The following is a 23,302-nucleotide window of genomic DNA, read 5'->3' as shown; positions in this document are numbered from 1 at the left end:
GTGGTGAATGGCGGAAAGAGGGGACGTCTCGTGGCGGAGATCGTGGTGCAGCGGGCGGAGTACGAAGCGCGGATCAACCGAGTCCGGGAGGCGCTCGTGAGAGGCGGCTTCGACGGCATCCTCGTCGTCGATCCGGCGAATCTCTACTACCTCACCGGTTATAACGCCTGGTCCTTCTACATGCCTCAGGCGCTCTACGTTCCTGTGGGCGGGGACGTCACGCTGATGATGCGCGAGATGGACGCCGTCGGCGCGCACCGCACGGCCGTGGTCGGCGCGAGCTGGGTGCTCGGCTACCCCGAGACCTACGTCCATCAGCAGGATCGCCACCCCATGACCTGGTGCGCCGAACAGCTGGTCGCGACGCACCGGATCGTGCCGGGGACGCGGCGCATCGCGTACGAGGGTGATGCCCACTTCTTCTCGCCGCGCAGCTTCCACGCGTTCGCCGATGCCGTGTCCGCGGCGATTCCCGGTGTCGAGCTTGTCGACAGCCATGAGCTGGTGAACTGGGTGCGGCTCGTGAAATCGGACACCGAGGTCGAGATCATGCGGCGTGCAGGCAAGATCGCGAGCGAAGCGATGCGCGTCGGCATCGAGGCGATCGACGAGGGGGTCTCGCAGGCGGAGCTCGCGGCGCTGATCCTTGCGCAGCAGGCGCGGGGTGTGCCGGGGAGCGAGGGCGACTACCCCGCGATCATGCCGATGCTGCCCATCGGCGAGGGCGCGGACACCCCGCACCTCACGTGGACGGGCAAGCCACTGGTGCGCAACGAGGGCGTGTCGATCGAGCTGGCCGGCGTCTACCGCCGATATCACGCTCCGCTCGCCAGGACGGTCTCCCTCGGCAAGCCGAGCGATGAGCTCGACCGGGTCGCGAAGGTGACCGTCGAGGGGCTGCAGGCGGCACTCGACGCGATTCGTCCGGGTGCGACGGCGGCGGACCCGGTGCTCGCGTGGGAGCACGTCATCGCCCAGCACGGTCTTGAGAAGCGCTCGAGACTCGGGTATTCGGTGGGCGTCGGGTATCCGCCGGACTGGGGCGAGCACACGGTGAGCCTCCGTGCCGACGACACCACGGAGCTGCAGGAGAACATGACGTTCCACATGATCGCGGGCATGTGGATGATCGGTTACGGCTATGAGCTGTCGGAGACGATCCGGGTGAGCTCGGACGGCGTTGAGGTGCTCACCGACGCGCCGCGTCGCCTGATCGTGCGGGGTGACTGAGCGATGGTGCCGCAGACCGAGCTGGAGGCTTTGGCGAACCTCGATCTCGACCGCATCGTGTCGGACACCTGTGACTTGATCCGTGCTGGCGGGGAGAACCCGGGCGAGACCGAGGAGCGCTCGGTGCGTCGGTTGCGGGAGATCGCCGAGCGATACGGGGCAGAGGTCACGCTGCAGGAGGTCGCGCCAGGCCGTGAGAACCTCCGGGCGACGATGGGCCCCGCGGGCGCACCCTCCATCCTGTTCCTCGGTCACAGCGATGTGGTGCCAGCGGGGGAGGGGTGGACCGGGGCACCCTTCGACCCACGCGTCGATGATGGTCGCGTCGTCGGCCGCGGGGCGACGGACATGAAAGGGGGACTTGCGGCGGTGCTCGCCTCGATGGCCGCGGTGTCCCGGGTGGAGCCCGGGATCCGGCTCGAGCTCCTCTGCACCGTCGATGAGGAGGATCGGGCCACCGGAGTTCACGCGGCCCTCGCCGCTCTCGACATGCCCGAGGCGATCGCGTGCATTGTCGCCGAGCCCACCGATCTCGACGTGGTCGTCGCCTGCCGGGGCGCGAGCAACCTGATCGTCGACATCGTCGGGGCCTCCGCTCACGCCGGTCGCCCCGAGGAGGGCGCGAGCGCGATCGCCGCGGCGAGCCGTCTGATCGAGCTCATCGGTGCGCGGCACGCAGATGCGCGGGCCGCAGATCCCGACCCCCTGCTGGGCAGCGCCAGCTGGAACGTCGGCACCATCACTGGCGGCAGCGGGACCTCGATGGTGCCGCGGCAGTGCACCGTCACGATCGACCGCCGCACGATGCCGGGTGAGGATCCGGCGGCGATCCTGGATGAGCTCCTCGACGCCGTCCGCGCCGACCTCGCGACATCGGCGATCGCGGGCGCCGATCGCATTGAGATCGCCGGGGAGGTCGACATGGTGATGCCGGGATTCCGCACCTCTCCGGACGCCGCCGTCGCGACGATCGCAGCGACCGCGCTGCAGCAGTTCGGCGCGCCCGGGCGCCCCACGGGATGGACCGCGGCGTGCGAGGGCGGATTCATCGCCGAACGGCTCGGGGTGCCGACCATCATCCTCGGCCCTGGAGACGTGACGACGCAGGCGCACCAGCCGGACGAGTTCGTGCCCGTCGCGCACCTGGAGATCGCGGCGCAGACGTACGTGCTCACCGCACTGAGGCTGTTGCAGCACACCGAGGTGCGTTAGTCTCCAACGCATCGAGCGCTCGGAATCGGGCCCGGAGAGAAGAGGTGCAGGCATCATGAACGAACGACCCACTGAGCTGCCGCCCATCACGCGGGACATCGACCTCACGCCGATGCAGCGCAGCAGAACTCGGAAGTCGGTCGCCGGTTCGGCCATCGGCAACGCGATCGAGTGGTTCGACTACGGCGTCTACGGCTATCTCGTCATCTACGTCTCGGCGCTGTTCTTCGACTTCGGCGGCGACCAGGGCAGCGCGATGCCGAGGATCCTCGCCTTCGCGACATTTGCGATCTCCTTCCTGGTGCGCCCGCTCGGCGGCATCATCCTCGGGCCGCTCGGCGACCGGGTGGGGCGCCGGACGGTGCTCATGGCGACGATCCTGATGATCAGCGTCTCGACGGCCGCGATCGGGATCCTGCCCACCTACGAGACCGCCGGCGCCTGGGCGCCTCTCCTGCTTGTGCTGTGCCGCATGGTGCAGGGCTTCTCAGCCGGCGGCGAGTACGCAGGAGCCGCCGTGTTCATGGCCGAGCACGCGCCGGACAACCGGCGCGGATTCTACGGTTCGTTCCTCGAGTTCGGCACGCTGGCAGGGTTCTCGGGAGCCGCGATCCTCGTTACGACGATGACCCTGATCGTCGGCGAGGACGGCATGATGGACGGCTGGTGGCGTCTGCCGTTCCTGCTGACGCTGCCGCTCGGGCTGATCGCGGTCTGGCTCCGTCGCAGCACCGACGAGCCAGACACCTTCACCGAGGACGTCGCGGGAGCCGACGCCGGTCAGACGCAGACGGCGCGCGCCGCACTGGCGAGCCTGCTGAAGAACTTCCCGACCCAGGTGCTGAAGCTCGGCGGCTTCGTGATCCTCATCAACGTGGCGTTCTACCTGGTGCTCACCTACATGCCGAGCTACCTGTCGAGCACGCTCGGTCACGGAGCAGCTGAGGCGAACTTCGCACTCGTCATCATTCAGCTGATCATGATGGCGGTGATCGTGCCGTTTGGGGCGCTCTCCGATCGGATCGGACGGAAACCGCTGCTCCTCGCCGCGAGCCTCGGCTTCACCATCTTCTCGGTGCCGGCCATCATGCTGATCCAGATCGACACGCTCTGGGCGCAGCTCGCGGGCATCGGACTCCTAGGCCTCTTCCTCGTGATGGTCATCTCGAACATCTCGGCGACACTCCCCGCGCTGTTCCCCACTTCGGTCCGGTACTCGGGCTTCGCGATCGGGTACAACCTCTCCACCGCGATCTTCGGCGGAACCGCGGGTGCCGTGAACGAGACGCTCATCGATGCGACCGGAAATGTCCTGATCCCGGGCTGGTATCTGGCGGCCGCAGGCCTCATCGGGTTCCTTTCGATCCTCACGTTCAACGAGACTGCCGGGCGGTCGCTCCGCGGCAACGTGCTCCCGGGCAGCGACGACGCGCTGCGCCGTGCACAGGGCGAGCACCTCATCGGCGGGAAGCGAAGCGGCAACTGATCCGGTGACCTCCCTGAGAAATCTGTGAATGAAATCCGCAGAATTCCGCCAGTGTGAGGTAGATTCGTACCGATCAACCGATCGCTCCGCCCACCCGGGGGAGCAGTAGAACACGATCAGAGGCGTGACCCGAAGCGGTCGCCGCCTTGAAAGGACAAGAGATGTCACTGAACAAGACCGAGCTCGTCGCCAAGATCGCCGCTGAGACCGGCCAGAGCCAGGCAGCCGTTTCGAGCGTTGTCGACGGCCTCTTCGCCGCCGTGTCCGAGACCGTCGCCGCGGGCGAGAAGGTGTCGATCCCGGGCTGGCTGACCTTCGAGACCGCCACCACCGCTGCACGCACGGGCCGCAACCCCCGCACCGGTGAGACCATCGAGATCCCCGCCGGCAAGCGCGTCAAGGTCTCCGTGGGCTCCAAGCTCAAGAGCGCGGTCAAGTAAGACCTCTTTTCTCGACAACCCCCGTCCGGCATCCGCCGGGCGGGGGTTGTCGCGTTTCGGCGTGCCAAGGGCAGCGGTGCGCAGCGCGCGTCCACCTCGGACACCGTAGGCTGGAACCCGTGCCTCGTCATCTGCGCATCCTCGCACCCGCTGCGCTGCTGACCGCTACCCTCGTCGCGCTGATCGCGGGTCTCTCGATCGGCGGCGCGGGAGCCGAGCGTGCACTGCTCGACCCGGGAACCGTGGTCCGCTACGGCAATCCGATCGCCCGTACGCTCGTCAATATCTCGATGGCGGGGCTGATCGGCTCGCTCGTCATGGCCGTGTGGGCGCTCGCATCAGAGAAGCGGGAAGCCCGGATCGCCATGGACTTCGCCGCCGGGTCGGCAGCGGCCCTCACGATCTCGAGCGGTGCGGTGCTCATGTTCACCTACGTGGACATCTCGGGGCTCAGCTTCTCCGGAGACGCTGCGTTCGGGGCGGGACTCGCGCAGTTCGTCACCGAGGTCGAGCTCGGATCGCTCTGGCTGATCGAGTTGCTCCTCGCCGCGGTGACGACGGTGCTCTGCTTCGCGATCCGCGAGCGCAGACTCACCCTCGTCGTGCTCATCGCGGCGCTCGCCACCGCGCTCCCGCTCGCGCAGCAGGGTCACGCGGCCGGCGCCTCCGGCCACGCGCAGGCCGTGAACTCGCTGCTCGTGCACCTGGTCGGAGCTTCGGTGTGGCTCGGCGGGCTGCTCGTGCTGGTGTTCATCGCGTTCGCGGTGGACCGCAAGCGTCTCGCCGAGATCGTTGCCCGGTACTCCACGCTCGCGCTGTTCGCCTTCATCGGGGTCGCGGCCTCGGGTGTGGTGAGCGCGTGGCTCCGCCTCGGGCAGCCGAGCGAGCTGTTCACGACCGGCTACGGGCAGCTCGTCATGCTGAAGACCGCCTCGCTGCTGGTGCTCGGGGTGCTCGGCGCGCTGCAGCGGCGACGCTTGATTCCGCGCATCGCGACGGCGAACGGTAGCCGCGCATTCGCCTGGTTCGTGACCATCGAGCTCGCGGTGATGGGCATTGCCAGCGGCGTCGCCGGCGCGCTCGGCCGCACGGAGACTCCGGTCTCCCTCGAGCCCGCGAGGGATCAGGGAACAGCCATCAGCCCCGCCGAGTGGCTCACGGGCGACCCGTTGCCGCCCGAGCTGACGACGATGAGCTACTTCACCGAGTGGAAGTTCGATCTCGCTTGGACGCTCGTGTGCGCCTTCGGTGCTGCGCTCTACCTCGCCGGAGTCTGGCGGTTGCGACGCCGCGGCGACGCCTGGCCGGTGGGGCGGACGGTGGCGTGGCTGCTCGGCATGGCGCTGCTCTTCTATACGACCAACGGCGCTCTCAACGCGTACGAGCAGTACCTCTTCAGTGTCCACATGCTCGGGCACATGATGTTCACGATGCTCATTCCGCTCGCGCTGGTGCTCGGTGCCCCGGTCACCCTCGCCCTCCGCGGAACCGAGAAGCGACGAGACGGCTCGTGGGGCGGCCGCGAGTGGATCATGTGGGGCGTGCAGACCCCGTTCTCGAAACTCGTGACGCACCCCGCGTTCGCTGCCGTGAACTTCGCCGGCTCGCTCTGGCTCTTCTACTTCACCGGCATCGTGCGGTGGGCCGCGGTCGAGCATCTCGGGCACCAGTGGATGATCATCCACTTCCTGATCTCCGGCTACCTGTTCAGCCTGTCGATGATCGGGATCGACCCCGTGCCGTACCGCTTCCCGTACCCGCTGCGCATCGTCACGCTCTTCGCGACGATGGCCTCGCACGCGTTCTTCGGCGTCACCATCATGACGGGGGACAACCTCATCCTCGCCGACTGGTACGGCGCCATGGGCCGCACCTGGGGTGCGCCGCCGCTCGAGGACCAGAACACCGGCGGAGGCATCGCGTGGGGCATCGGCGAGTTGCCGACGCTCGCGCTCGCGCTCATCGTCGCGATGCAGTGGTCGCGCACCGACGCCAAGGAGCAGAAGCGACGGGACCGAGCCGAGGACCGCTCCGGCGATGCCGAGCTGCAGGCGTACAACGATATGCTCGCGGCGCGAGCTCGTCGTAGGCCGTAAGCCGGAGCCACCGGTCGCTGGCCGTGGCACGGACGGCCATGGCGCTACGCGTGCAGCAACCGAGACCGGATCAGGAACCGCTGACCCTCTGGCGCCTCGAGGGAGAAGCCGCTGCCGCGCCCCTGCACCGTGTCGACGGTGAGGTGAGTGTGCGCCCACAGGCGGAACTGCTCGGCCGACATCCAGAACGCGATCTCACGGGGCTCGTCACCTGAACCGTCGAGCGGCGGGAGTTCGAGGGTGCCGAGCAGGATGTCCTGTCCGCCCGTCCGGAACTCGCCCGCCTGGTAGCACATCGGCGAACTCCCGTCGCAGCACCCGCCTGACTGATGGAACATCAGCGGACCGTGCAGGTTCCACAACCGGTCGATCAGGTCGATGGCAGCCGGGGTGAAGGCGAGACGGCTCTCCGTCTCGCCCTCCACCTCGGGCCGGGCGGGGACTACGTCCCCGCCCGCGACCGGCGGCTCAGAAGAAGCCATCTGCCGTCTCCCGGTAGCTGACCAGCAGGTTCTTGGTCTGCTGGTAGTGGTCGAGCATCATGAGATGATTCTCGCGGCCGATGCCGCTGGACTTGTACCCGCCGAACGCCGCGTGCGCGGGGTAGGCGTGATAGTTGTTCACCCAGACCCTGCCCGCTTCGATCGCGCGACCGGCCCGGTAGGCGATGTTGCCCGTTCGGCTCCAGACGCCGGCTCCGAGCCCGTAGAGGGTGTCGTTCGCGATGCGGATCGCGTCGTCGAAGTCGGTGAACGTCGTCGCCGAGACGACGGGGCCGAAGATTTCCTCCTGGAAGATGCGCATCGAGTTGTCGCCCCGGAAGATGGTCGGCTGAATGTAGAAGCCGTCCGCGAATTCGCCGTCGAGCTCTTCGACGCCTCCGCCGATGAGGATCTCGGCTCCCTCCTGACGTCCGATGTCGAGGTACGACTTGATCTTCTCGAACTGGTCGTTCGAAGCCTGGGCCCCGATCATGGTGTCGGTGTCGAGCGGGTTGCCGCGCGTGATGCTGCGGGTCCGTTCGACGACAGCGTCGAGGAAGTCGGTGGCGATGGATTCCTGGATCAGGGCTCGTGACGGGCAGGTGCAGACTTCGCCCTGGTTGAGGGCGAACATGGTGAAGCCCTCCTTCGCCTTGTCGAAGTAGCCGTCGTCCTGGGCCATGACGTCCTCGAAGAAGATGTTCGGGCTCTTCCCGCCGAGTTCGAGGGTGACGGGGATGATGTTGTCCGACGCGTACTGCATGATGAGGCGCCCCGTGGTGGTCTCGCCGGTGAACGCGATCTTCTTGATGCGCTTGTTCGAGGCGAGCGGTTTGCCTGCCTCGGCGCCGAACCCGTTCACGATGTTGAGCACACCTGCCGGGAGCAGATCGCCGATGAGTTCCGCGAGCACCATGATGGACGCCGGGGTCTGCTCCGCCGGCTTGATCACGACGGCATTGCCCGCCGCGAGTGCCGGAGCGAGCTTCCAGGTCGCCATGAGGATGGGGAAGTTCCACGGGATGATCTGACCGACGACGCCGAGCGGCTCGTGGAAGTGGTAGGCGACGAGATCCTCGTCGATCTGCGAGATGCCGCCCTCTTGCGCCCGGATCGCGCCCGCGAAGTAGCGGAAGTGATCGACTGCGAGCGGCAGGTCGGCGTTCAGGGTTTCGCGCACGGCCTTGCCGTTGTCCCAGGTCTCCGCGACGGCGAGCATCTCGAGATTCTGCTCGATGCGATCCGCGATGCGGTTCAGGATCTGGGCTCGCTCCGCTACCGCCGTCCTGCCCCAGGCCGGGGCGGCCGCGTGCGCCGCGTCGAGCGCCGCCTCGATGTCTTCGGCGGTTCCGCGAGCGATCTCGCAGAAGGCCTTGCCGGTGACGGGGGTGACGTTCTCGAAGTACTGGCCCTTCACGGGGGCGACCCAGTCGCCGCCGATGTAGTGGTCGTACCGGCTCCGGAACTGGACGAGCGAGTCCGGCTGCCCTGGTGCTGCGTAGGTGGTCATCTGCGATCTCCTTCGACGTCGTTGTCAGGTGGGGCAGAGTCTACGCCCGAGCACGTTGCACTGACGTTGCACTCGTCAGTCGATCGCCTCCAGCCGTGCCACGGCTCTGGCCCGCCTCGGGGAGTGCGGTGGAAGGAGCTGCAGGAGCGTCTCCCAGACCTCGCGGTCGTCCGGGGCCCACGCGAGCGCGTAATCGAAGAGCGGATCGGTGGCGGCGCTCTGCAGCATGGCCTCGCGAAGTGTGGCATCGGTCTCGTCCCGCAATTGCACCGCGATCGGCGCGGTCGACCCCGGAATGACGGGCCCCTCGTAGGAGGCGAGCGCCACCCGGTGTGCGCCTCTGCCGAGGGTGGCGAGCATGTCGCGCGCGTCGACGCGGAGCGGCGTGCTGAGGCGGTAGGGGCGCGTGCTGATGGTGACGCCCGTGTCGTACGCTTCGAGCCACTGCCTGAGTCGCAGCACTTCGGGCCGCAACGTCGTGGCGCGGGCGCGGTCCCCGTACACGAGCTCGGCGAGCGCCGTCGCAGAGTGCCCGCCCGGTGCCTCCGCGAGGGCGAGCAGGATCTCGGCGTGCCGAGTGGTGAGCCGGTGGGTGCCCGAGGCGGAGGCGAGCAGGGGCGTGTGGTGACCGAGCGTGAGGAGCCGAGGTGCTGACGCCTGCGGGGCACTCCGCTCGTGTGCCCGTGACCGTGCGCCGGGAAGCGGGCCGCCGGCGCTCCTGGCCTGATCAATGCGCGCGGTGAGCGCGGCGACCTGCAGCTCTGCCTCGACCGCGGCGAGGGTGGCCTCTACGAGGGGCAGCAGGTGGGGAGCCGCGGCCTCATCACCACCAGTGATGTCGACGACGCCGATGATCGAGCCGTTCTCCGGGTCGTGCACTGGTGCCGCGGTGCAGCTCCACTCGTGTACGGCGCGCGAGTAGTGCTCGGGACCGAGCACTTGGATGGCGTGATCGAGGGCGAGAGCGCTCCCAGGAGCGCTGGTGCCGACGGCGGCTTCCGACCAGTCGGCCCCGGATCGGAACCCCATGTCCTCGGCGCGAGCGCGGAGCCGCGAGTCGCCGTCGACCCAGAGCAGGCGGCCAGCCGCATCGCCGATCGCGACGATGAAGCCAGACTCGGAGGCCTGCTCGAAGAGGAGGCGCCGGAGCACGGGCAGCACCCGGTCGAGTGGGTGGGTGCGGCGGAGCTCCGCGAGCTCGTCGGCATCCACGATCGAGCGCACGGCGCCGCGATCCGGATCGACCGCGCGAGAACGGAACCAGGAGTCGAGCACGACGGACCGCGGTGCCTCACGCGATGGGCCGTCGGCGTACCGGGCGTCCGCGCCGCAGTCTGACCACCGGGCGGTCGTCGAGGCCGAGGAGTGTGCGAACTCGGCGATGAAGCGCTCGTGGGCGCGCTCGATCACGCGTCGTCGTTCGAGCGGGGATTCGCCCGGACGCAGAGCCTGCCACACCGTCGTCACGCTCCGACCTCCTCATCGCGGTCGATGCGTCAGAGCCTACCCGTGTCGGCGGCTCGCGGCCAGGGCGCTACCCTCCGAGTTGACCGGCGTCGGTGCCCGTGACATCAGCGCGGTGGAAGTTCAGATGCGAACGCGATGCCGTGGGCCCGCGCTGCCCGAGGTAGCGCGAGTGGGTCGCACCGGAGCCGTAGGGGCGTTCCGCAGGCGACGAGAGCCGGAAGAAGCAGAGCTGCCCGATCTTCATACCTGGCCACAACCGGATCGGTAGCGTCGCCATGTTCGACAGCTCGAGCGTGACGTGCCCCTCGAAGCCAGGATCGACGAACCCTGCGGTGGAGTGGGTGAGAAGTCCGAGGCGGCCGAGCGAGCTCTTGCCCTCCAGCCTGGCGGCGATGTCATCGGGCAGCGTGACCTGCTCGAACGTCGACCCCAGCACGAACTCGCCCGGATGAAGGATGAACCCCTCGGCGGGGTCGACCTCGATGAGCCGGGTGAGTTCCGGCTGCTCCTCGGCCGGGTCGATGACGGCGTACTTGTGATTGTCGAAGAGCCGGAAGTACCGGTCGAGGCGCACGTCGACGCTCGACGGCTGCACCATCGAGGGGTCGCTCGGAGAGAGGGCTACACGGCCGGACTCGAGCTCGGCGGTGATATCGCGATCGGAGAGCAGCACCGTGTCAGTCTACTGCGTGTCAGCGGGATTCATCGTGCGCTGCGGAGGGCTCGCCCCGTCGTCGGCGCCAGGTGGGGCACTGCCGAGCGGCTCGGTGATGGCGAAGAGGAGCTCGGCGATGCGTTCGCCCAGCTCATCGGTGTACTCCGAAGTGCCCGGGTTGAGGGCTCGAAGGCGATGCGAACGCTCGTACAGCGAGCTGAACGCGGCGACGGCATGGTCGACCGGAATGCGGAACCGGCGGCCCGCCGCGGCGACGAGCCCCTCGACCACGGTGACGACGGATGCCTCGAAACGGCCGAGAAACGCCGTGAAGCCAGGGGCGAGGTCGGCGTCACGAGTGGCGAGCAGCACGAACTCGGTCTCGAGAAGGAACCAGTCGATCGTCGGAGCGGTCGGGGCGAGGAAGTCGGTCACGTAGGCGGCCAGACTCTGGCGGTCGAGCGGGGCGCAGAGGGTCTGCAGGTGAGGCCCGAGCTCGGATGCCTGTGCGCGAAGGCTCTCGATGCGCAACTCGTACTCGTGCGTGAGTGCGGCAAGGAAGAGTTCTTCCTTGCTTGAGAAATTGGAGTAGAACGCGCCCCGGGTGAACCCGGCGCGCGAGCAGATCGACTCGACCGATGCCCCCTGCAGGCCCTCTTCGACGAACACCTCTGCGGCCGCGTCGATGAGGCGAGCGCGGGTCTCGAGTCGTCGCGCGGTGGGCGCTGCCTCGTGAGCCTGGTCGGGTGTCGCGGATTCGTTCACCTGATCATTGTGGCATGTCGGGAGCCAGTTTTCGGTTCCTGGGAGGATTCTCGATACATCAGTGTATCGAGTCGGATACACTGATGTATCGAACCCAACGCTTCGTCGATGCCCCGCCGCATCGCGTCACGCACCCACTCGACTGGAAGGCACCGATGTCGACGTTCCTCTACGCCCTCGCAGAGTGGTCGGTGCGCGCGCGAAAGCTCGTGCTCATCATCTGGATCGCCGTGCTCGCCCTCCTCGGAACGGGCGCCGCGCTCTTCGGTCAGGGCGCGAACGCGAGCATCTCGATCCCCGGTACGGAGTCGCAGGACGCGCTCGACACGCTGAGCCGCACCTTCGGCGAGGTGAGCGGGACCAGCGCGACAATCATCGTGGTCGCCGCTGAAGGCGATGAGGCGGACGACGATCCCTATCGGAGCGCCATCGAGGGAGTCACTGCCGACCTCGAGACCGCGACGGACGTGACGGCCGTGAGCTCGCCGTTCACCGATCCCGCCTCCGGGCTCGCCGATGACCGCAGCGCTGCACTCATCACGATTCAGATCGAGGGGACTGCGGACGCCGTGCCGGACGCGACGGTGGAGGCGATCGAGGCGGCCACCGGGACATTGACGAACGAGTTGCCTGGCGGCACACAGGTCTCCTACGGCGGTGAGGCGTTCTCCGTGGCGGTGCCCGGCGTTTCACCGACCGAGGCGGTGGGCGTCGTGATCGCGTTCGTCGTGCTCATCGTGACGCTCGGGTCGCTCATCGCCGCCGGGATGCCGATCCTCATCGCCCTCATCGGCGTGGGCGTCTCGATCGCCGCCCTCTTCACGGTGACCGCTTTCATCGAGCTCACTTCGACGACGCCGATGCTCGCGCTCATGCTCGGTCTAGCGGTCGGCATCGACTACACCCTGTTCATCGTGAGTCGCCACCAGGAGCAATTGCGGTCGGGTCTGGGAGTTGACGAATCCATTGCTCGGGCGACGGCGACGAGCGGCTCCGCCGTGGTCTTCGCCGGCCTGACCGTCATCATCGCGCTCGTAGGACTCTCGGTCGCCGGTATCCCGTTCCTCACCGCGCTCGGCGTCGCCGCGGCCGGGGCGGTCGCTATCGCGGTGCTCATCGCCGTCACGCTGACTCCCGCCATTCTCGGCATGGCGGGAATGCGGATTCTGCCGCGCAAGCAGCGGAACGCCGCGCCTCAGGCCGAGCCCAGCGCGGGATTCTCCGAACGATTCTTCGGCCGCTGGGTCGATGGGGCGACGAAGCGTCCCATTGTCACCCTGCTCGCGGGTCTCGCCCTGCTCGGAGTGGCCGCGATCCCGGCGCTCGACCTCCGTCTCGCGCTCCCGAACGCGACCTCGCTTCCCGAGGACGATCCGGCACGCGTGACCTACGAGCTCACCGGTGAGCACTACGGGGAGGGCTTCAACGGACCGCTCCTGCTGACCGGCTCGATCATCACCAGTGAGGACCCGCTCGGTCTCATGGACGATATCGCCGATGCGGTGCGCGAGGTGCCCGGCGTCGCCGACGTGCCGCTTGCCACGCCGAACCCGGGCGCTGACACCGGCATCGTCCAGATCGTGCCGGAGGACGGCCCGCACGCCGAGAGCACCGCCGACCTGGTCCAGGAGCTGCGGGATCACCACGACGAGTGGGAGGACGAGTTCGGGGTGAGTCTCGCCGTGACCGGGTTCACCGCGGTCGGCATCGACGTCTCGAACATGCTTCTCCACGCGCTCATCCCGTTCGGCGCGTTCGTGGTCGGGTTGTCGCTCATCCTGCTCGCGGTCGTCTTCCGCTCCGTTTGGGTGCCGATCAAGGCGACCCTCGGCTTCCTGCTGTCCGTCGGGGCGGCGTTCGGCGCGGTCGTGGCGGTCTTCGAGTGGGGCTGGTTGCAGGATCTATTGCACGTCCCCTCCACTGGGCCTGTGCTCAGCTTCATGCCGATCATCCTGATGGGCGTGCTCTTCGGCCTCGCGATGGACTACGAGCTGTTCCTCGTCTCGCGAATCCGGGAGGAGCACGTGCACGGGGCGGACGCGAAGACGGCGATCCGGCGCGGCTTCATCGGCTCAGGTCGTGTCGTCACGGCGGCAGCGCTCATCATGTTTGCCGTGTTCGCCGCGTTCGTGCCCGAGGGGGACCCTTCGATCAAGGTCATCGCGCTCGGCCTCGCCGTCGGCGTCTTCGTCGACGCGTTCATCGTGCGCATGACCCTCGTGCCCGCGGCCCTCGCCCTCCTCGGGGAGCGGGCCTGGTGGATGCCGCGGTGGATGGACCGCGTGCTTCCATCCTTCGACGTCGAGGGCGAGGGCATCGCGCGAGAGCTGGCGCACCGTGGCTGGCCTGACGACATGCCGGAGGCGCGGATCGCTTCTGAAGGCATGGCAGTCGCCGGGCACTCCGTCGCCGATCTCCGCGTCGCTCCGGGGGAGGCATTGCTGCTCGACCCGGCGAGCCCCTTTACCGAGCCGCTCGCACGCGTGCTCACCGGTCGCCTCGCACCCGAGAGAGGCACCGTCACCGTCACGGGGCTGCTGCTGCCCGAGCGGGCCGGCTCGCTCCGGTCGCGTGCCGCGGACGCCTCGCCGGCAACGCTCCGCGCTGCACTGCGCGACCGCCCATCCCTCCTCGTGCTCGACCTGCGGTCGGCGCTTGCCGCACCCGAGCTGGCCGGCATTCCCGCACTGCGGTCGGCGCTCGAAGGCCGGGCCGTCGAGGCCGAGCGCGGGAGCGCCCCCGCCGTGACCGTCGTCCTGGTGGGCAGCCGCGAGCTCGCGGAGCGTGTCCTGCCCGCCGGAACCCGGATCCGATCCGCCACCGAGGAGCACACCCTCACCGAACGTTCGTCCGAGGAGCAGGGAGCCGTCCGATGACCTCACGCACCCCATTCCAGTTGCAGCGCCGCGGGGGCCGCCCCGCCCGATGGAGCACCGTGCTCGGCGTGATCCTCGTACCGCTCACCATCGCCGGTGTGCTGCTGTGGGGCCTGTGGAACCCGCAGGATCGCCTCGAGAGCGTTTCCGCAGCGGTCGTGAACCTCGACGAACCGGCGGAGATCGATGGCCAGCCGGTCCCGCTGGGGCGACTGCTCGCCGGAGAACTGATCGGCGACGCGAGCGGGGAGGACGAGCAGAACTTCACGTGGCAGCTCACCGATGAGGACGACGCTGCGGCCGGCCTCGACGACGGCCGGTACGCGACCGTCGTCACGATCCCCGAGAACTTCTCGACCGCCGCGACCTCGCTCTCGACCGATCCCGAGCAGCCCGAGCAGGCGCGCATCACCGTCGACTCCAGTGAGCGCGGGCGACTCATCGACAACGCCCTGACCAACGTGGTCACCGAGACGGCGACCTCGCTGCTGAATCAGCAGCTCGGCGAGCAGTTCGTCGGCGGCGTTTTCGTCGGCATGAACGAGATCGGGAGCGGCGTCGGCGAAGCAGCCGACGGTGCGCGCGCGCTCGCCGACGGCGGCACTCAGCTGGCCGGAGGGGCGTCCGAACTCGCTGACGGCACCGAGCAGCTCGCGACCGGTACCGGTGAGCTCTCGCAGGGGGCGAACCAGCTGGCGGGAGGCGCGAACGAGGCGGCCGCGGGCGTGCAGCAGCTGGCCGGCGGAATGTCGGAGTTCGCCGCGGGCGTCGGCGAGTACGCCTCAGGCGCCCGCACGGCGGCGACGGGGCAGCAGCAGCTCGCCGATGGCGTCCGCGACTACACGGGCGGCGTGAATCAGGCGATCGATGCGATCGCGCCTGGTGCCGCCGAGATTCAGGAGCAGCTCGGGAATCTGATCGCCGCGATCGAGGGCGGAGCGATCCCGATGCCGGAGGAGCAGCGGCAGCAGGTGCTCGCGGAACTGCGAGCCGCGCAGTCCGAACTCGGTGACGGCGTCGGGCAGCTCGGTGCGCTGCGCAGCGCCGGCACGCAGCTCGCGGCAGCGGCGCAGCAGTCAGCTGACGGCTCAGCCGAACTCGCTGCGGCGGCCGAGGGGCTGGCGGGAGGCGCGAACGAACTCGCTACCGGTGCGCACACCGCCGCAGGAGGCGTCTCAGAACTCGCCGGCGGTGCAGGTACTCTCGCCGGCGGCGTCTCCCAGCTCGCCGAACAGACCCCCCAACTCGCCGAGGGGGCATCGCAGCTCGCCGACGGGACGCGTGCTTCGGCTGAGGGAGCCGGTGACCTCGCCGACGGACTGGTCGAGGCGCGAGACCAGATCCCCGACTACTCCGAATCCCAGCGCGACCGGATCGCCGAGACGGCTATCACTCCGGTCACGGCCGAAGGGGGAAGCAGCGATCTCTTCACGGCCGCCGGAGCGCCCTTGTTCGCGGGGATCGCGCTGTGGGCAGGTGGTCTTGCGATGTTCCTGCTGCTGGCGCCGCTGTGGCGCCGCACCCGGGCCGCCGCGCTCGGCGTCGGCAGGATCACGATGCACAGCATCGCCCCGACGCTCGCCCTCGGGGCCGCCCAGGGAGCCATCGCGGGCACGGTGCTGCCAGCTGCCCTGGGGTACGACCCCGGCCAGGCGTTGCGATTCACCGGGCTCGCGCTCCTCGCGGGCATCGCGTTCGCTCTCGTCAATCAGGGCCTGTCTGCGCTGCTCGGCGGATTCGGAAGGTTCGTCTCGTTCGTGATTCTCGTGGTGACGTTCGCCGTGGGCGTCGTCGCCACGGTGCCAGGGCCGCTGCAAGCGATCGGCGGGGCCAGCCCGGTCGGTGCGGCGCTTGACGGATTCGGTGCGGTCGCCACGGGCGCTTCGGGTACTGGGCTTGCCGTGTTCCTGCTGTTCCTCTGGGGGTGCGCCGGCACGCTGCTGACCGCGCTCGCGGTGGTGCGGGAGCGTCGAACGACCCGGCCGGTGTGACCTGGCGGCCGGCCGGGAACGCCGCACCAGGGGGATGCCGAGTCGGCCCGAATTCCCTAGGCTCGGGGTATGAGCATGCGAGCGATTGTTGCGAATGAGACCGGCGGCCCCGAAGTGCTGCGCTGCGAAGAACGAGACGTCCCGGCTCCCGGCGCCGGGCAGGTGCTCGTGCGCACCGCCGCAACGGGTGTGAACTTCATCGAGACGTATCAGCGGTCCGGCATCTACGACGTGCCGCTGCCCTTCACTCCTGGCGCGGAGGCGTCAGGCACGGTCATCGCCGTCGGCGACGGGGTGACCGAGTTCGGCGAGGGGGACCGCATCACCACCGCCGAGGCGTCTGGCACCTATGCCGAGCAGTTCGTGGTTGACGCGGCGAAAGCCGTGCGCGTGCCCGACGACCTACCACTCGACGTCGCCGGAGCGCTGCCGCTGCAGGGGGTCACGGCGCACTACCTCGCGACGTCGTCCGCCCACCCCGAATCCGGGGAGACGGTGATCGTGCACGCCGGAGCCGGCGGGGTCGGACTCCTGCTCACCCAGCTCCTCGCGGCACGCGGGGTGCGCGTGCTCACCACCGTCTCCACCCCCGAGAAGGCAGAGCTCAGTCTCGCCGCGGGCGCGAGCGAGGTGCTCGGGTACGACGACTTCGCCGATCGGGCGAGGGAGCTCACTGACGGCGACGGCGTGGCGGTGGTGTACGACGGCGTGGGGGCGCGCACGTTCGACGACTCGCTGCGTGCGCTCCGGGTGCGGGGCGAGCTCGTGCTGTTCGGCGCGGCGAGCGGACCCGTCCCCGCGTTCGACCCGCAGCGTCTGAACGCTGCGGGATCCGTGACGCTGACGCGGCCGTCGATCGGACACTTCCTCCGCACGCCCGAGGAGCGGGCGTGGCGCTACACCGACCTGTTCGACGCCATCGCGGCCGGGCATCTCGACGTGCGGATCGGTGCGCGCTTCCCGCTCGCCGAAGCCGCCGAGGCCCACACGGCCCTCGAGGGGCGACGGACCACCGGCAAGGTGATCCTCGAACCGTAAGGCGTCCGGGCGGATCCGCCGGGTCGCCTACGGCACCCGGCGGATCCACTCCTCCGTGCTGAACTTCCGCTCCACCAGGCGCTCAGCCGCGTCGTACTCGGTCTCCGTGACCTCGCCCATGACGCCGCCGTGCCTGGCGCGGAAGACCTCGATCATCTTCGCGATGATGTCCTCGCGACTCAGACCGGTCTGGCTGCGCAGCGGATCCACGCGCTTCTGCGCGCTTGCGGTCCCCTTGTCGGAGAGCTTCTCGCGACCGATGCGCAGCACTCGCGCCATCTTCTCGCCGTCCATGTCGTAGGCCATGGTGACGTGGTGGAGCACGGCACCTGAGGCGAGGCGCTTCTGTGCGGCGCCGCCGATCTTGCCGTGGGGGCTGGTGATGTCGTTCAACGGCTTGTAGACGGCGTCGATGCCGAGCGCCTTGAGCGCCTCGAGCACCCACTCGTCGAGGTAGGCGTACGAGTCGGCGAAGCTCATGCCCCGCACGAGCTCGCCCGGCACGTACAGTGCGTAGGTGATGCACTCCGCCGGGTCCATGAGCATCGCGCCACCACCGGAGATCCGACGGACGATCCCGAACCCGTTCTCGGCCGCGGCCTCCTCGTCGACCTCGTTCTTCACAGACTGGAAGCTGCCGATGAACACCGCGGGCGCGTTCCACTCCCAGATGCGCAGGGTGGGACCGCGCAGTCCCTCACCGACCGCGGTGGCGAGCACCTCGTCGAGCGCGGCGTTCAGCGCCGGGGCGACGGGGGGCTCGTGCAGGATCTGCCAGTCGTAGTCGCGCCAGTGAGCTGCACCGGTCACGGCGCGTCGCACCGCGATGGCCACCGACTCGGGAGTGAAGCCGAGCAGGTGAGCGTCAGCGGGCAGCGCGGCGGAGATCGCGCCGGCGATCTGCTCGAGCGTGCTGTTCGGGCTCAGTCCCGTCACGGCGCGGTTGATGTCGAGGAGCACCTCGTCCGGTTCGAGGAAAAAATCGCCAGAGAGCTGGAAATCCTGGATCAGGCCCTCCACGATCTCGAAATCGACGACCACGAGTTTTCCACCCGGGACTTTGTATTCGCCGTGCATGCTCGCCTCCCGTTCGCTGTTTCCCCCAAGCGTACTCCGCTTGCGGGAGCTCAGTCCTCGCCGATTCGATCGAGCATCCAGGTGATGAGGTCCGCCGTCACATCCTCACGATCGAGTTCGTTGAGCAGTTCGTGGCGCGATCCCGGGTAGACCTTCACCGTCACGTCGCGCACGCCGCGGCGCCGATACGCATCGGCGAGGGCCTGCAGGTTGCGTTCGCCCCGATGCAGCGGATCGTCGGCTCCCGAGACGATGTGGATCGGCACATCCACGGCGAGGCCGGCGGACGGAGCGCCGTACAGCCGCAGCGCATCGGAAACCCCGAACAGCTTCACGAGGTTCGCCTCGAAGCACAGCGGGTCCTCCGTGAACGCGCGGGCCACCTCGCCGTCGCGGCTCAGCCACGCGAATCCCGTCTCGTCCTCGTGCGCCCACCTGGCATTCAGCTTGCCGCTCTCCATGCCGCGGGGCGTCCGATGCGCCGTGCCCGACAGCACGAGTGCGCCCCACTCCCGCGGATGATCGTTCAGGATCCGCTGCGCCATGAGCGACCCCCACGAGTGCGAGAACATGACGATCGGCAGTCCGGGGTGGCGATCTCTGATGAGCGCCGTGAGCTGGCGGATCGCGGCCTCCGTCGCACGGAGCCCGCCTGGACCGAGCCTGCCGAGACGCGAGAGATCGCCGTTCCACTGCCGTTTCCCGGTTTCCCCGTGGCCGCGATGATCGTCGGCGTACACCGTGAACCCCGCCGCACGGAGCTGCTCGGCGAACGCCGCGTACCTGCCCGAATGCTCGCCGACTCCGTGAGCGATCTGCACGACCCCGACAGGGTCCTGTGCCGCCCACTCCCGCGTCCAGATCTCCACCCCGTGGGCGTCGGTGTACGTGAAGTGTGCGCTCATGTCCCCATTCTGTCTGGCGCGCCTGCGCATGGCCACCACGATCCCGGACGAGTGAGCCCTACGATTGAGGCCATGACCGACCTCATCATCCACAACGCGCGCATTCGCACCATGGCCCCGGACGCCGAGGTCTCGGCGCACACCGCGGTCGCCATTGCCGACGGGAAGATCTCGGCCCTGGGCAGCGACGCCGAGATCCTGAGCCTCGAGAGCGATGCGCTCGAGGTCGTCGACGCACGCGGCGCCACGCTCACCCCCGGCCTGATCGACTCCCACCTCCACCCGGTGTGGGGCGCCGAACTCACCGTCGGCGTCGACCTCGGCGGGCTCACTGACATCGCAGACGTGCGGCGCGCGCTCGCCGCAGAAGCGGAGCGGCGGGGAGCCGATGAGTGGGTGCGCGGCTGGAACCTCGACTACAAGGTCTTCAGCAGCGGGGGACTCGACGGGAGCATCCGCGGCGACCTCTTCGACGACGCCGTCGATGGTCGTCCGCTGGCGCTCGTCTGCTACGACCTCCACACCGGTGTCGGCAATGCCGCAGCGCTCGCCGCCGCAGGCATCGACGGCTCCGAGCGCTTCGATGACGCGAGCGAGGTCGTCACCGGCGCGGACGGAAAACCGACGGGCGAGCTCAGCGAGATCCCGGCCTACATGATGCTCCTCGACCGCATTCCCGGAGCCGATGCCGCGACGATCGCGCAGCGCACCCGCGGCGTGCTCTCGGCCATGGCGGCCACCGGGGTCACTGGCGCAGCGGTGATGGATGGACGCGAGTCGACCCTCGACGTGCTCGAGACCATCGAGCGCGATCTCGACGGGCTCCCGGTCCGGCTGCACATCGCGATGTGGCACCAACCGGGAGACGGCGACGACCGGGTGGAGACGCTCACCGGGATGTACGGCCGGCGCGGCGACCGCTACGCCGTCTCGATGATCAAGATCTTCATCGACGGCGTCATTGATACGGGGACGGCGTGGCTGCACGAGCCCGACTCGTCCGGCGAGTCCCGCACCCCGTTCTGGGGGTCGATGGAGCGGTACGCCGAGGTCGTCCGCGCCTATCACTCTGCGGGATACCAGGTCGCCACCCACTCATGCGGCGACGCGGGCGTCGCGGCCGTCGTCGAGGTGTACCGGTCGCTCGACGGGCCCTCCGCCAACGGGGCACCGCACCGGATCGAGCACCTCGAGACGATGACCGACGACGACGTCGATGCCGTCGTGGAGAGCGGGGTCATCGCCTCGATGCAGCCGCTCCACATGCAGTGGCGCGAGGGCGATGCCTCGGACTCCTGGGCGGTCCGACTCGGCCCCGAGCGCATGCACCACGGGTTCCGCGTTCGCGACGTCATCGATCGAGGCGGCCACGTGGTGCTCGGCTCGGACTGGCCGGTGGCGCAGAACGACGCCAGGCTGGGCATGGCCTGGGCGCGCCTCCGCCGACTCCCCGGTGATCCGGACGCGCCCGTCTTCGAGGCGGACCAGCGTCTCAGCGCGGAGGAGACGCTCCTCGCGTACACGCGGTGGGCGGCTGAAGCGCTCGGCAGGGACGACCTCGGCATCATCGCGCCAGGGGCGGTCGCCGACCTCGCTCTGTGGGGCGACGACCCGATCGCCAGCGACAGCGACCGGCTCACCGACATTCCCGTCCTCATGACCACCATCGCCGGTACACCGGTCCATCGAGAGGAATCACCAGCGTGAGCGAGTCAGCGCATCCCCCGACCTCCCCAGCCCCGCTCGGCGTGAACGACGTCGGACTGAAACGGGTGCTCGGGCTCCCGTCGACGGTCTTCTTCGGCCTCGCCTACATGGTGCCGCTCACGGTCTTCACGACCTACGGCATCGTGACCACCGTGACCGAGGGCCACCTGCCGATGGCGTACGTCTTCACGCTCGCCGCGATGTTCGTCACGGCGCTCGCCTACGCGAACATGGTCAAGGCATTCCCGGTCTCCGGATCCGCCTACACCTACACGCAGCAGTCTTTCGGCGCGGCGCCCGGCTTCATCGCCGGCTGGTCGCTCCTGCTCGACTACCTCTTCCTGCCCATGATCAACTTCATGGTGATCGGGCTGTATCTCAACGCCGCCTTCCCCGCGATTCCGACCTGGGTCATCATCCTCGCGACGATCGTGCTCGTCACCGTGATGAACGTGATCGGGATCCGCGTAGCGGCGAGCTTGAATGCGGTGCTCATCGCCGTCCAGGTCGTCTTCATCGCGGTCTTCACCGTCATGAGCGTGCTCGCGCTCTCCGGGCAGGCGGCGGCGGTGCATCCGCTCGATCCATTCATCGGCGGGGGCTTCGACTTCTCCGCGATTGCCGCAGGCGCTGCGATCCTCTGCCTCTCGTTCCTCGGGTTCGATGCGGTTTCCACCCTTTCGGAGGAGACGAAGCATCCGAGGAAGACGATTCCCAGGGCGATCGTCATCTGCACGCTCGTCGCCGGTGCCCTCTTCGTCCTGCTGTCGTGGCTCGGGCACATGACGTTCCCCGACTTCACGCTCTTCACCGACCAGGACACGGCGGCGGTCGACGTGATGGAGCACGTGGGCGGCGCGTTCCTGACCGCGTTCTTCACGGCGGCCTACGTCTCGGGGGCGATCGCGTCCGCCATCGCTTCGCAGGTCTCGGTCTCGCGCATCCTGTTCTCGATGGGGCGCGACGGAGCGCTGCCGCGGCGGGTCTTCGGTATCGTGCACCGTCGATTCCAGACGCCGTACGTCGCCGCCATCATCGTCGGCGTGGTCTCCCTGCTCGCGCTCGTCATCCCGCTCGACACCGCGTCATCCATGGTGAGTTTCGGAGCGCTCATCGCCTTCACCTTCGTCAACCTCAGCGTGATCAAGCACTACGCCGTCGACCAGGGCCGCCGATCGGGGTACGACGCGATCAAGTACATCGTGCTCCCGGTGATCGGCGTCCTGCTGTGCCTCTGGTTGTGGACGTCGCTCACGGGCACCACCTTCGTCATCGGCATCTGCTGGGTCGTCGTCGGCCTGATCTGGCTCGCGTGGCTCACCCGCGGCTTCCGCCGACCGGCGCCGAAGCTCGACCTGAGCGACGCCGCGTAGACGACGCGCGTCAACGGCAACGGGCCCCTCCTGACGAATCAGGAGGGGCCCGTATGTGGAGGGGATGACGGGAATCGAACCCGCGCTATCAGCTTGGGAAGCTGAAGTTCTACCATTGAACTACATCCCCGCAGTGGGATGTCGTGGCCTGCGGCCGCCGACGCATCCACACTAGCAGAATCCTCGACGGCGAGACGATCAGTGCACCGAGAACCCGCCGTCGACGGCGATCGTTTGTCCGGTGATGTAACTGGCTGCCGGCCCCGCGAGGAAGACGGCGGCGCCCGCGAAATCCCCGGGAACACCGTTGCGGCCGACGAGCGTCCGCGCCGCGAGCGCCTCGACGGTCGCGGGGTCGGAAGAGAGACGCTCGTTCAGCGGCGTCTGCACGAAGCCGGGCATGAGCACGTTGGCCGTGACGCCTCGGGCCGACCAGGCTTCGGCCTGCGATCGGGCGAGAGCTTCGACGCCGGCTTTCGAGACGCCGTACGCTCCGCTCGAGGCGAAGGGACGGTGCGCCTGCTGCGAACTGAGGTGGATGAGTCTGCCGTACCCGCGTTCCGCCATGGCTGGCGCGAGACGCTGCCCGAGGATGAAGGGCGCGGTGAGATTGACGGCCATCGTCGCGTCCCAGGTGTCCTCGTCGAGCTCATCCATGGGTGGCCGAAGATTGATACCTGCGGAGTTCACGAGAACGTCGACGCGCCCGGCGGCGTCGGCGAGCGCGTGCACGCCGGTGCGTGTCGAGAGGTCGGCTGGCAGCGCGGCGACCCGACCCCCGGCGGCGGTTGCCGTTGACACCACCTCGTCGAGGGTGTCGGCCGTGCGTGCGGCGACGATGACCTCGGCGCCGGCGGAGGTCAGCGCCAGCGCTATCGCGCGCCCGATTCCGGAGCTGCCGCCGGTGACGAGCGCACGGCGGCCGGCAAGGCCGAACATGCGCGTCAGCGCCGACGGGGTGTCCGCGGATGGCATCCGATGCTCCTCGTCTG

At 68.7% G+C, this 23,302-nt stretch carries 18 protein-coding genes and 1 tRNA gene; 10 read left to right on the top strand and 9 right to left on the bottom strand.

Annotated elements, in window-relative coordinates:
- Positions 1 to 30 precede the first annotated feature (30 nt).
- From K8P10_RS13890 to K8P10_RS13870, 5 genes are all read left to right on the top strand, one after another.
- Positions 31 to 1,230 carry a M24 family metallopeptidase gene (locus K8P10_RS13890; RefSeq protein WP_224779484.1) on the top strand — a complete coding sequence of 400 codons (1,200 nt, stop codon included), beginning with the start codon at positions 31 to 33 and terminating at the stop codon, positions 1,228 to 1,230.
- Positions 1,231 to 1,233: 3 nt separating this feature from the next.
- Positions 1,234 to 2,442, top strand: coding sequence for a M20 family metallopeptidase (locus tag K8P10_RS13885; protein ID WP_224779483.1), 1,209 nt, complete (start codon positions 1,234 to 1,236; stop codon positions 2,440 to 2,442).
- Positions 2,443 to 2,497: 55 nt separating this feature from the next.
- The gene (locus K8P10_RS13880) at positions 2,498 to 3,928 is read left to right on the top strand and encodes an MFS transporter (protein WP_224779482.1); all 1,431 of its coding nucleotides are present in this window, start codon (positions 2,498 to 2,500) and stop codon (positions 3,926 to 3,928) included.
- A gap of 161 nt (positions 3,929 to 4,089) precedes the next feature.
- On the top strand, positions 4,090 to 4,368 hold the full coding sequence (locus tag K8P10_RS13875; protein ID WP_208236757.1) for an HU family DNA-binding protein: 279 nt from the start codon (positions 4,090 to 4,092) through the stop codon (positions 4,366 to 4,368).
- 119 nt (positions 4,369 to 4,487) lie between these two features.
- The gene (locus K8P10_RS13870) at positions 4,488 to 6,464 is read left to right on the top strand and encodes a cytochrome c oxidase assembly protein (protein ID WP_224779481.1); all 1,977 of its coding nucleotides are present in this window, start codon (positions 4,488 to 4,490) and stop codon (positions 6,462 to 6,464) included.
- Between the two features lie 44 nt (positions 6,465 to 6,508).
- Here the strand turns inward: K8P10_RS13870 and K8P10_RS13865 are convergent, their stop codons facing one another.
- The 5 genes from K8P10_RS13865 to K8P10_RS13845 all read right to left on the bottom strand — a co-directional run bounded on the left by K8P10_RS13865 (position 6,509) and on the right by K8P10_RS13845 (position 11,343).
- Positions 6,509 to 6,946, bottom strand: a complete 438-nt coding sequence (locus tag K8P10_RS13865; RefSeq protein ID WP_224779480.1) for a DUF779 domain-containing protein — start codon at positions 6,944 to 6,946, stop codon at positions 6,509 to 6,511.
- Positions 6,933 to 8,456 (bottom strand): aldehyde dehydrogenase family protein, encoded by a 1,524-nt coding sequence (locus K8P10_RS13860; RefSeq protein WP_224779479.1) that lies wholly within the window; start codon positions 8,454 to 8,456, stop codon positions 6,933 to 6,935. Before K8P10_RS13860 ends, K8P10_RS13865 begins: the two co-directional genes overlap by 14 nt.
- Before the next feature lie 75 nt (positions 8,457 to 8,531).
- A complete protein-coding gene (locus K8P10_RS13855; protein WP_224779478.1) occupies positions 8,532 to 9,923 on the bottom strand; it encodes a transcriptional regulator in 1,392 nt (463 codons plus the stop codon).
- A 67-nt stretch (positions 9,924 to 9,990) separates the two neighbouring features.
- Entirely contained in the window at positions 9,991 to 10,596 is a 606-nt protein-coding gene (gene dcd, locus K8P10_RS13850) for a dCTP deaminase (protein ID WP_224779477.1), read from the bottom strand.
- Between the two features lie 9 nt (positions 10,597 to 10,605).
- Positions 10,606 to 11,343: a TetR/AcrR family transcriptional regulator gene (locus tag K8P10_RS13845; protein ID WP_224779476.1), complete on the bottom strand. Its 738-nt coding sequence runs from the start codon at positions 11,341 to 11,343 to the stop codon at positions 10,606 to 10,608.
- Positions 11,344 to 11,426: 83 nt separating this feature from the next.
- Here K8P10_RS13845 and K8P10_RS13840 point away from each other — a divergent pair, with 83 nt between their 5' ends.
- The 3 genes from K8P10_RS13840 to K8P10_RS13830 all read left to right on the top strand — a co-directional run bounded on the left by K8P10_RS13840 (position 11,427) and on the right by K8P10_RS13830 (position 17,248).
- Entirely contained in the window at positions 11,427 to 14,219 is a 2,793-nt protein-coding gene (locus K8P10_RS13840) for an MMPL family transporter (protein ID WP_224779475.1), read from the top strand.
- Positions 14,216 to 16,210 (top strand): YhgE/Pip domain-containing protein, encoded by a 1,995-nt coding sequence (locus K8P10_RS13835; protein ID WP_224779474.1) that lies wholly within the window; start codon positions 14,216 to 14,218, stop codon positions 16,208 to 16,210. Before K8P10_RS13840 ends, K8P10_RS13835 begins: the two co-directional genes overlap by 4 nt.
- A 75-nt stretch (positions 16,211 to 16,285) precedes the next feature.
- Entirely contained in the window at positions 16,286 to 17,248 is a 963-nt protein-coding gene (locus K8P10_RS13830) for a quinone oxidoreductase (protein WP_224781297.1), read from the top strand.
- A gap of 27 nt (positions 17,249 to 17,275) precedes the next feature.
- Here the strand turns inward: K8P10_RS13830 and K8P10_RS13825 are convergent, their stop codons facing one another.
- Together K8P10_RS13825 and K8P10_RS13820 are read right to left on the bottom strand one after the other, a co-directional pair.
- Complete coding sequence (locus K8P10_RS13825) at positions 17,276 to 18,325, bottom strand: biotin/lipoate A/B protein ligase family protein (protein WP_224779473.1); 1,050 nt, start codon at positions 18,323 to 18,325, stop codon at positions 17,276 to 17,278.
- Between the two features lie 50 nt (positions 18,326 to 18,375).
- A complete protein-coding gene (locus K8P10_RS13820) occupies positions 18,376 to 19,230 on the bottom strand; it encodes an alpha/beta fold hydrolase (RefSeq protein WP_224779472.1) in 855 nt (284 codons plus the stop codon).
- A gap of 72 nt (positions 19,231 to 19,302) precedes the next feature.
- Here K8P10_RS13820 and K8P10_RS13815 point away from each other — a divergent pair, with 72 nt between their 5' ends.
- Entirely contained in the window at positions 19,303 to 20,937 is a 1,635-nt protein-coding gene (locus K8P10_RS13815; RefSeq protein WP_224779471.1) for an amidohydrolase, read from the top strand.
- Positions 20,934 to 22,310 (top strand): APC family permease, encoded by a 1,377-nt coding sequence (locus K8P10_RS13810; RefSeq protein WP_224779470.1) that lies wholly within the window; start codon positions 20,934 to 20,936, stop codon positions 22,308 to 22,310. The genes K8P10_RS13815 and K8P10_RS13810 overlap by 4 nt, the downstream gene beginning before the upstream one ends.
- A gap of 56 nt (positions 22,311 to 22,366) precedes the next feature.
- On the opposite strand, the gene K8P10_RS13805 is transcribed toward K8P10_RS13810, so the two are convergent.
- A tRNA-Gly gene (locus K8P10_RS13805) sits at positions 22,367 to 22,440 on the bottom strand.
- Between the two features lie 68 nt (positions 22,441 to 22,508).
- The gene (locus K8P10_RS13800) at positions 22,509 to 23,285 is read right to left on the bottom strand and encodes an SDR family NAD(P)-dependent oxidoreductase (RefSeq protein WP_224779469.1); all 777 of its coding nucleotides are present in this window, start codon (positions 23,283 to 23,285) and stop codon (positions 22,509 to 22,511) included.
- Positions 23,286 to 23,302 lie beyond the last annotated feature (17 nt).

The organism is Leucobacter sp. Psy1 (assembly GCF_020096995.1).
In the GTDB taxonomy this organism is placed as follows: Bacteria; Actinomycetota; Actinomycetes; order Actinomycetales; family Microbacteriaceae; genus Leucobacter.
This window is presented reverse-complemented; position numbering and strand designations above follow the sequence as displayed.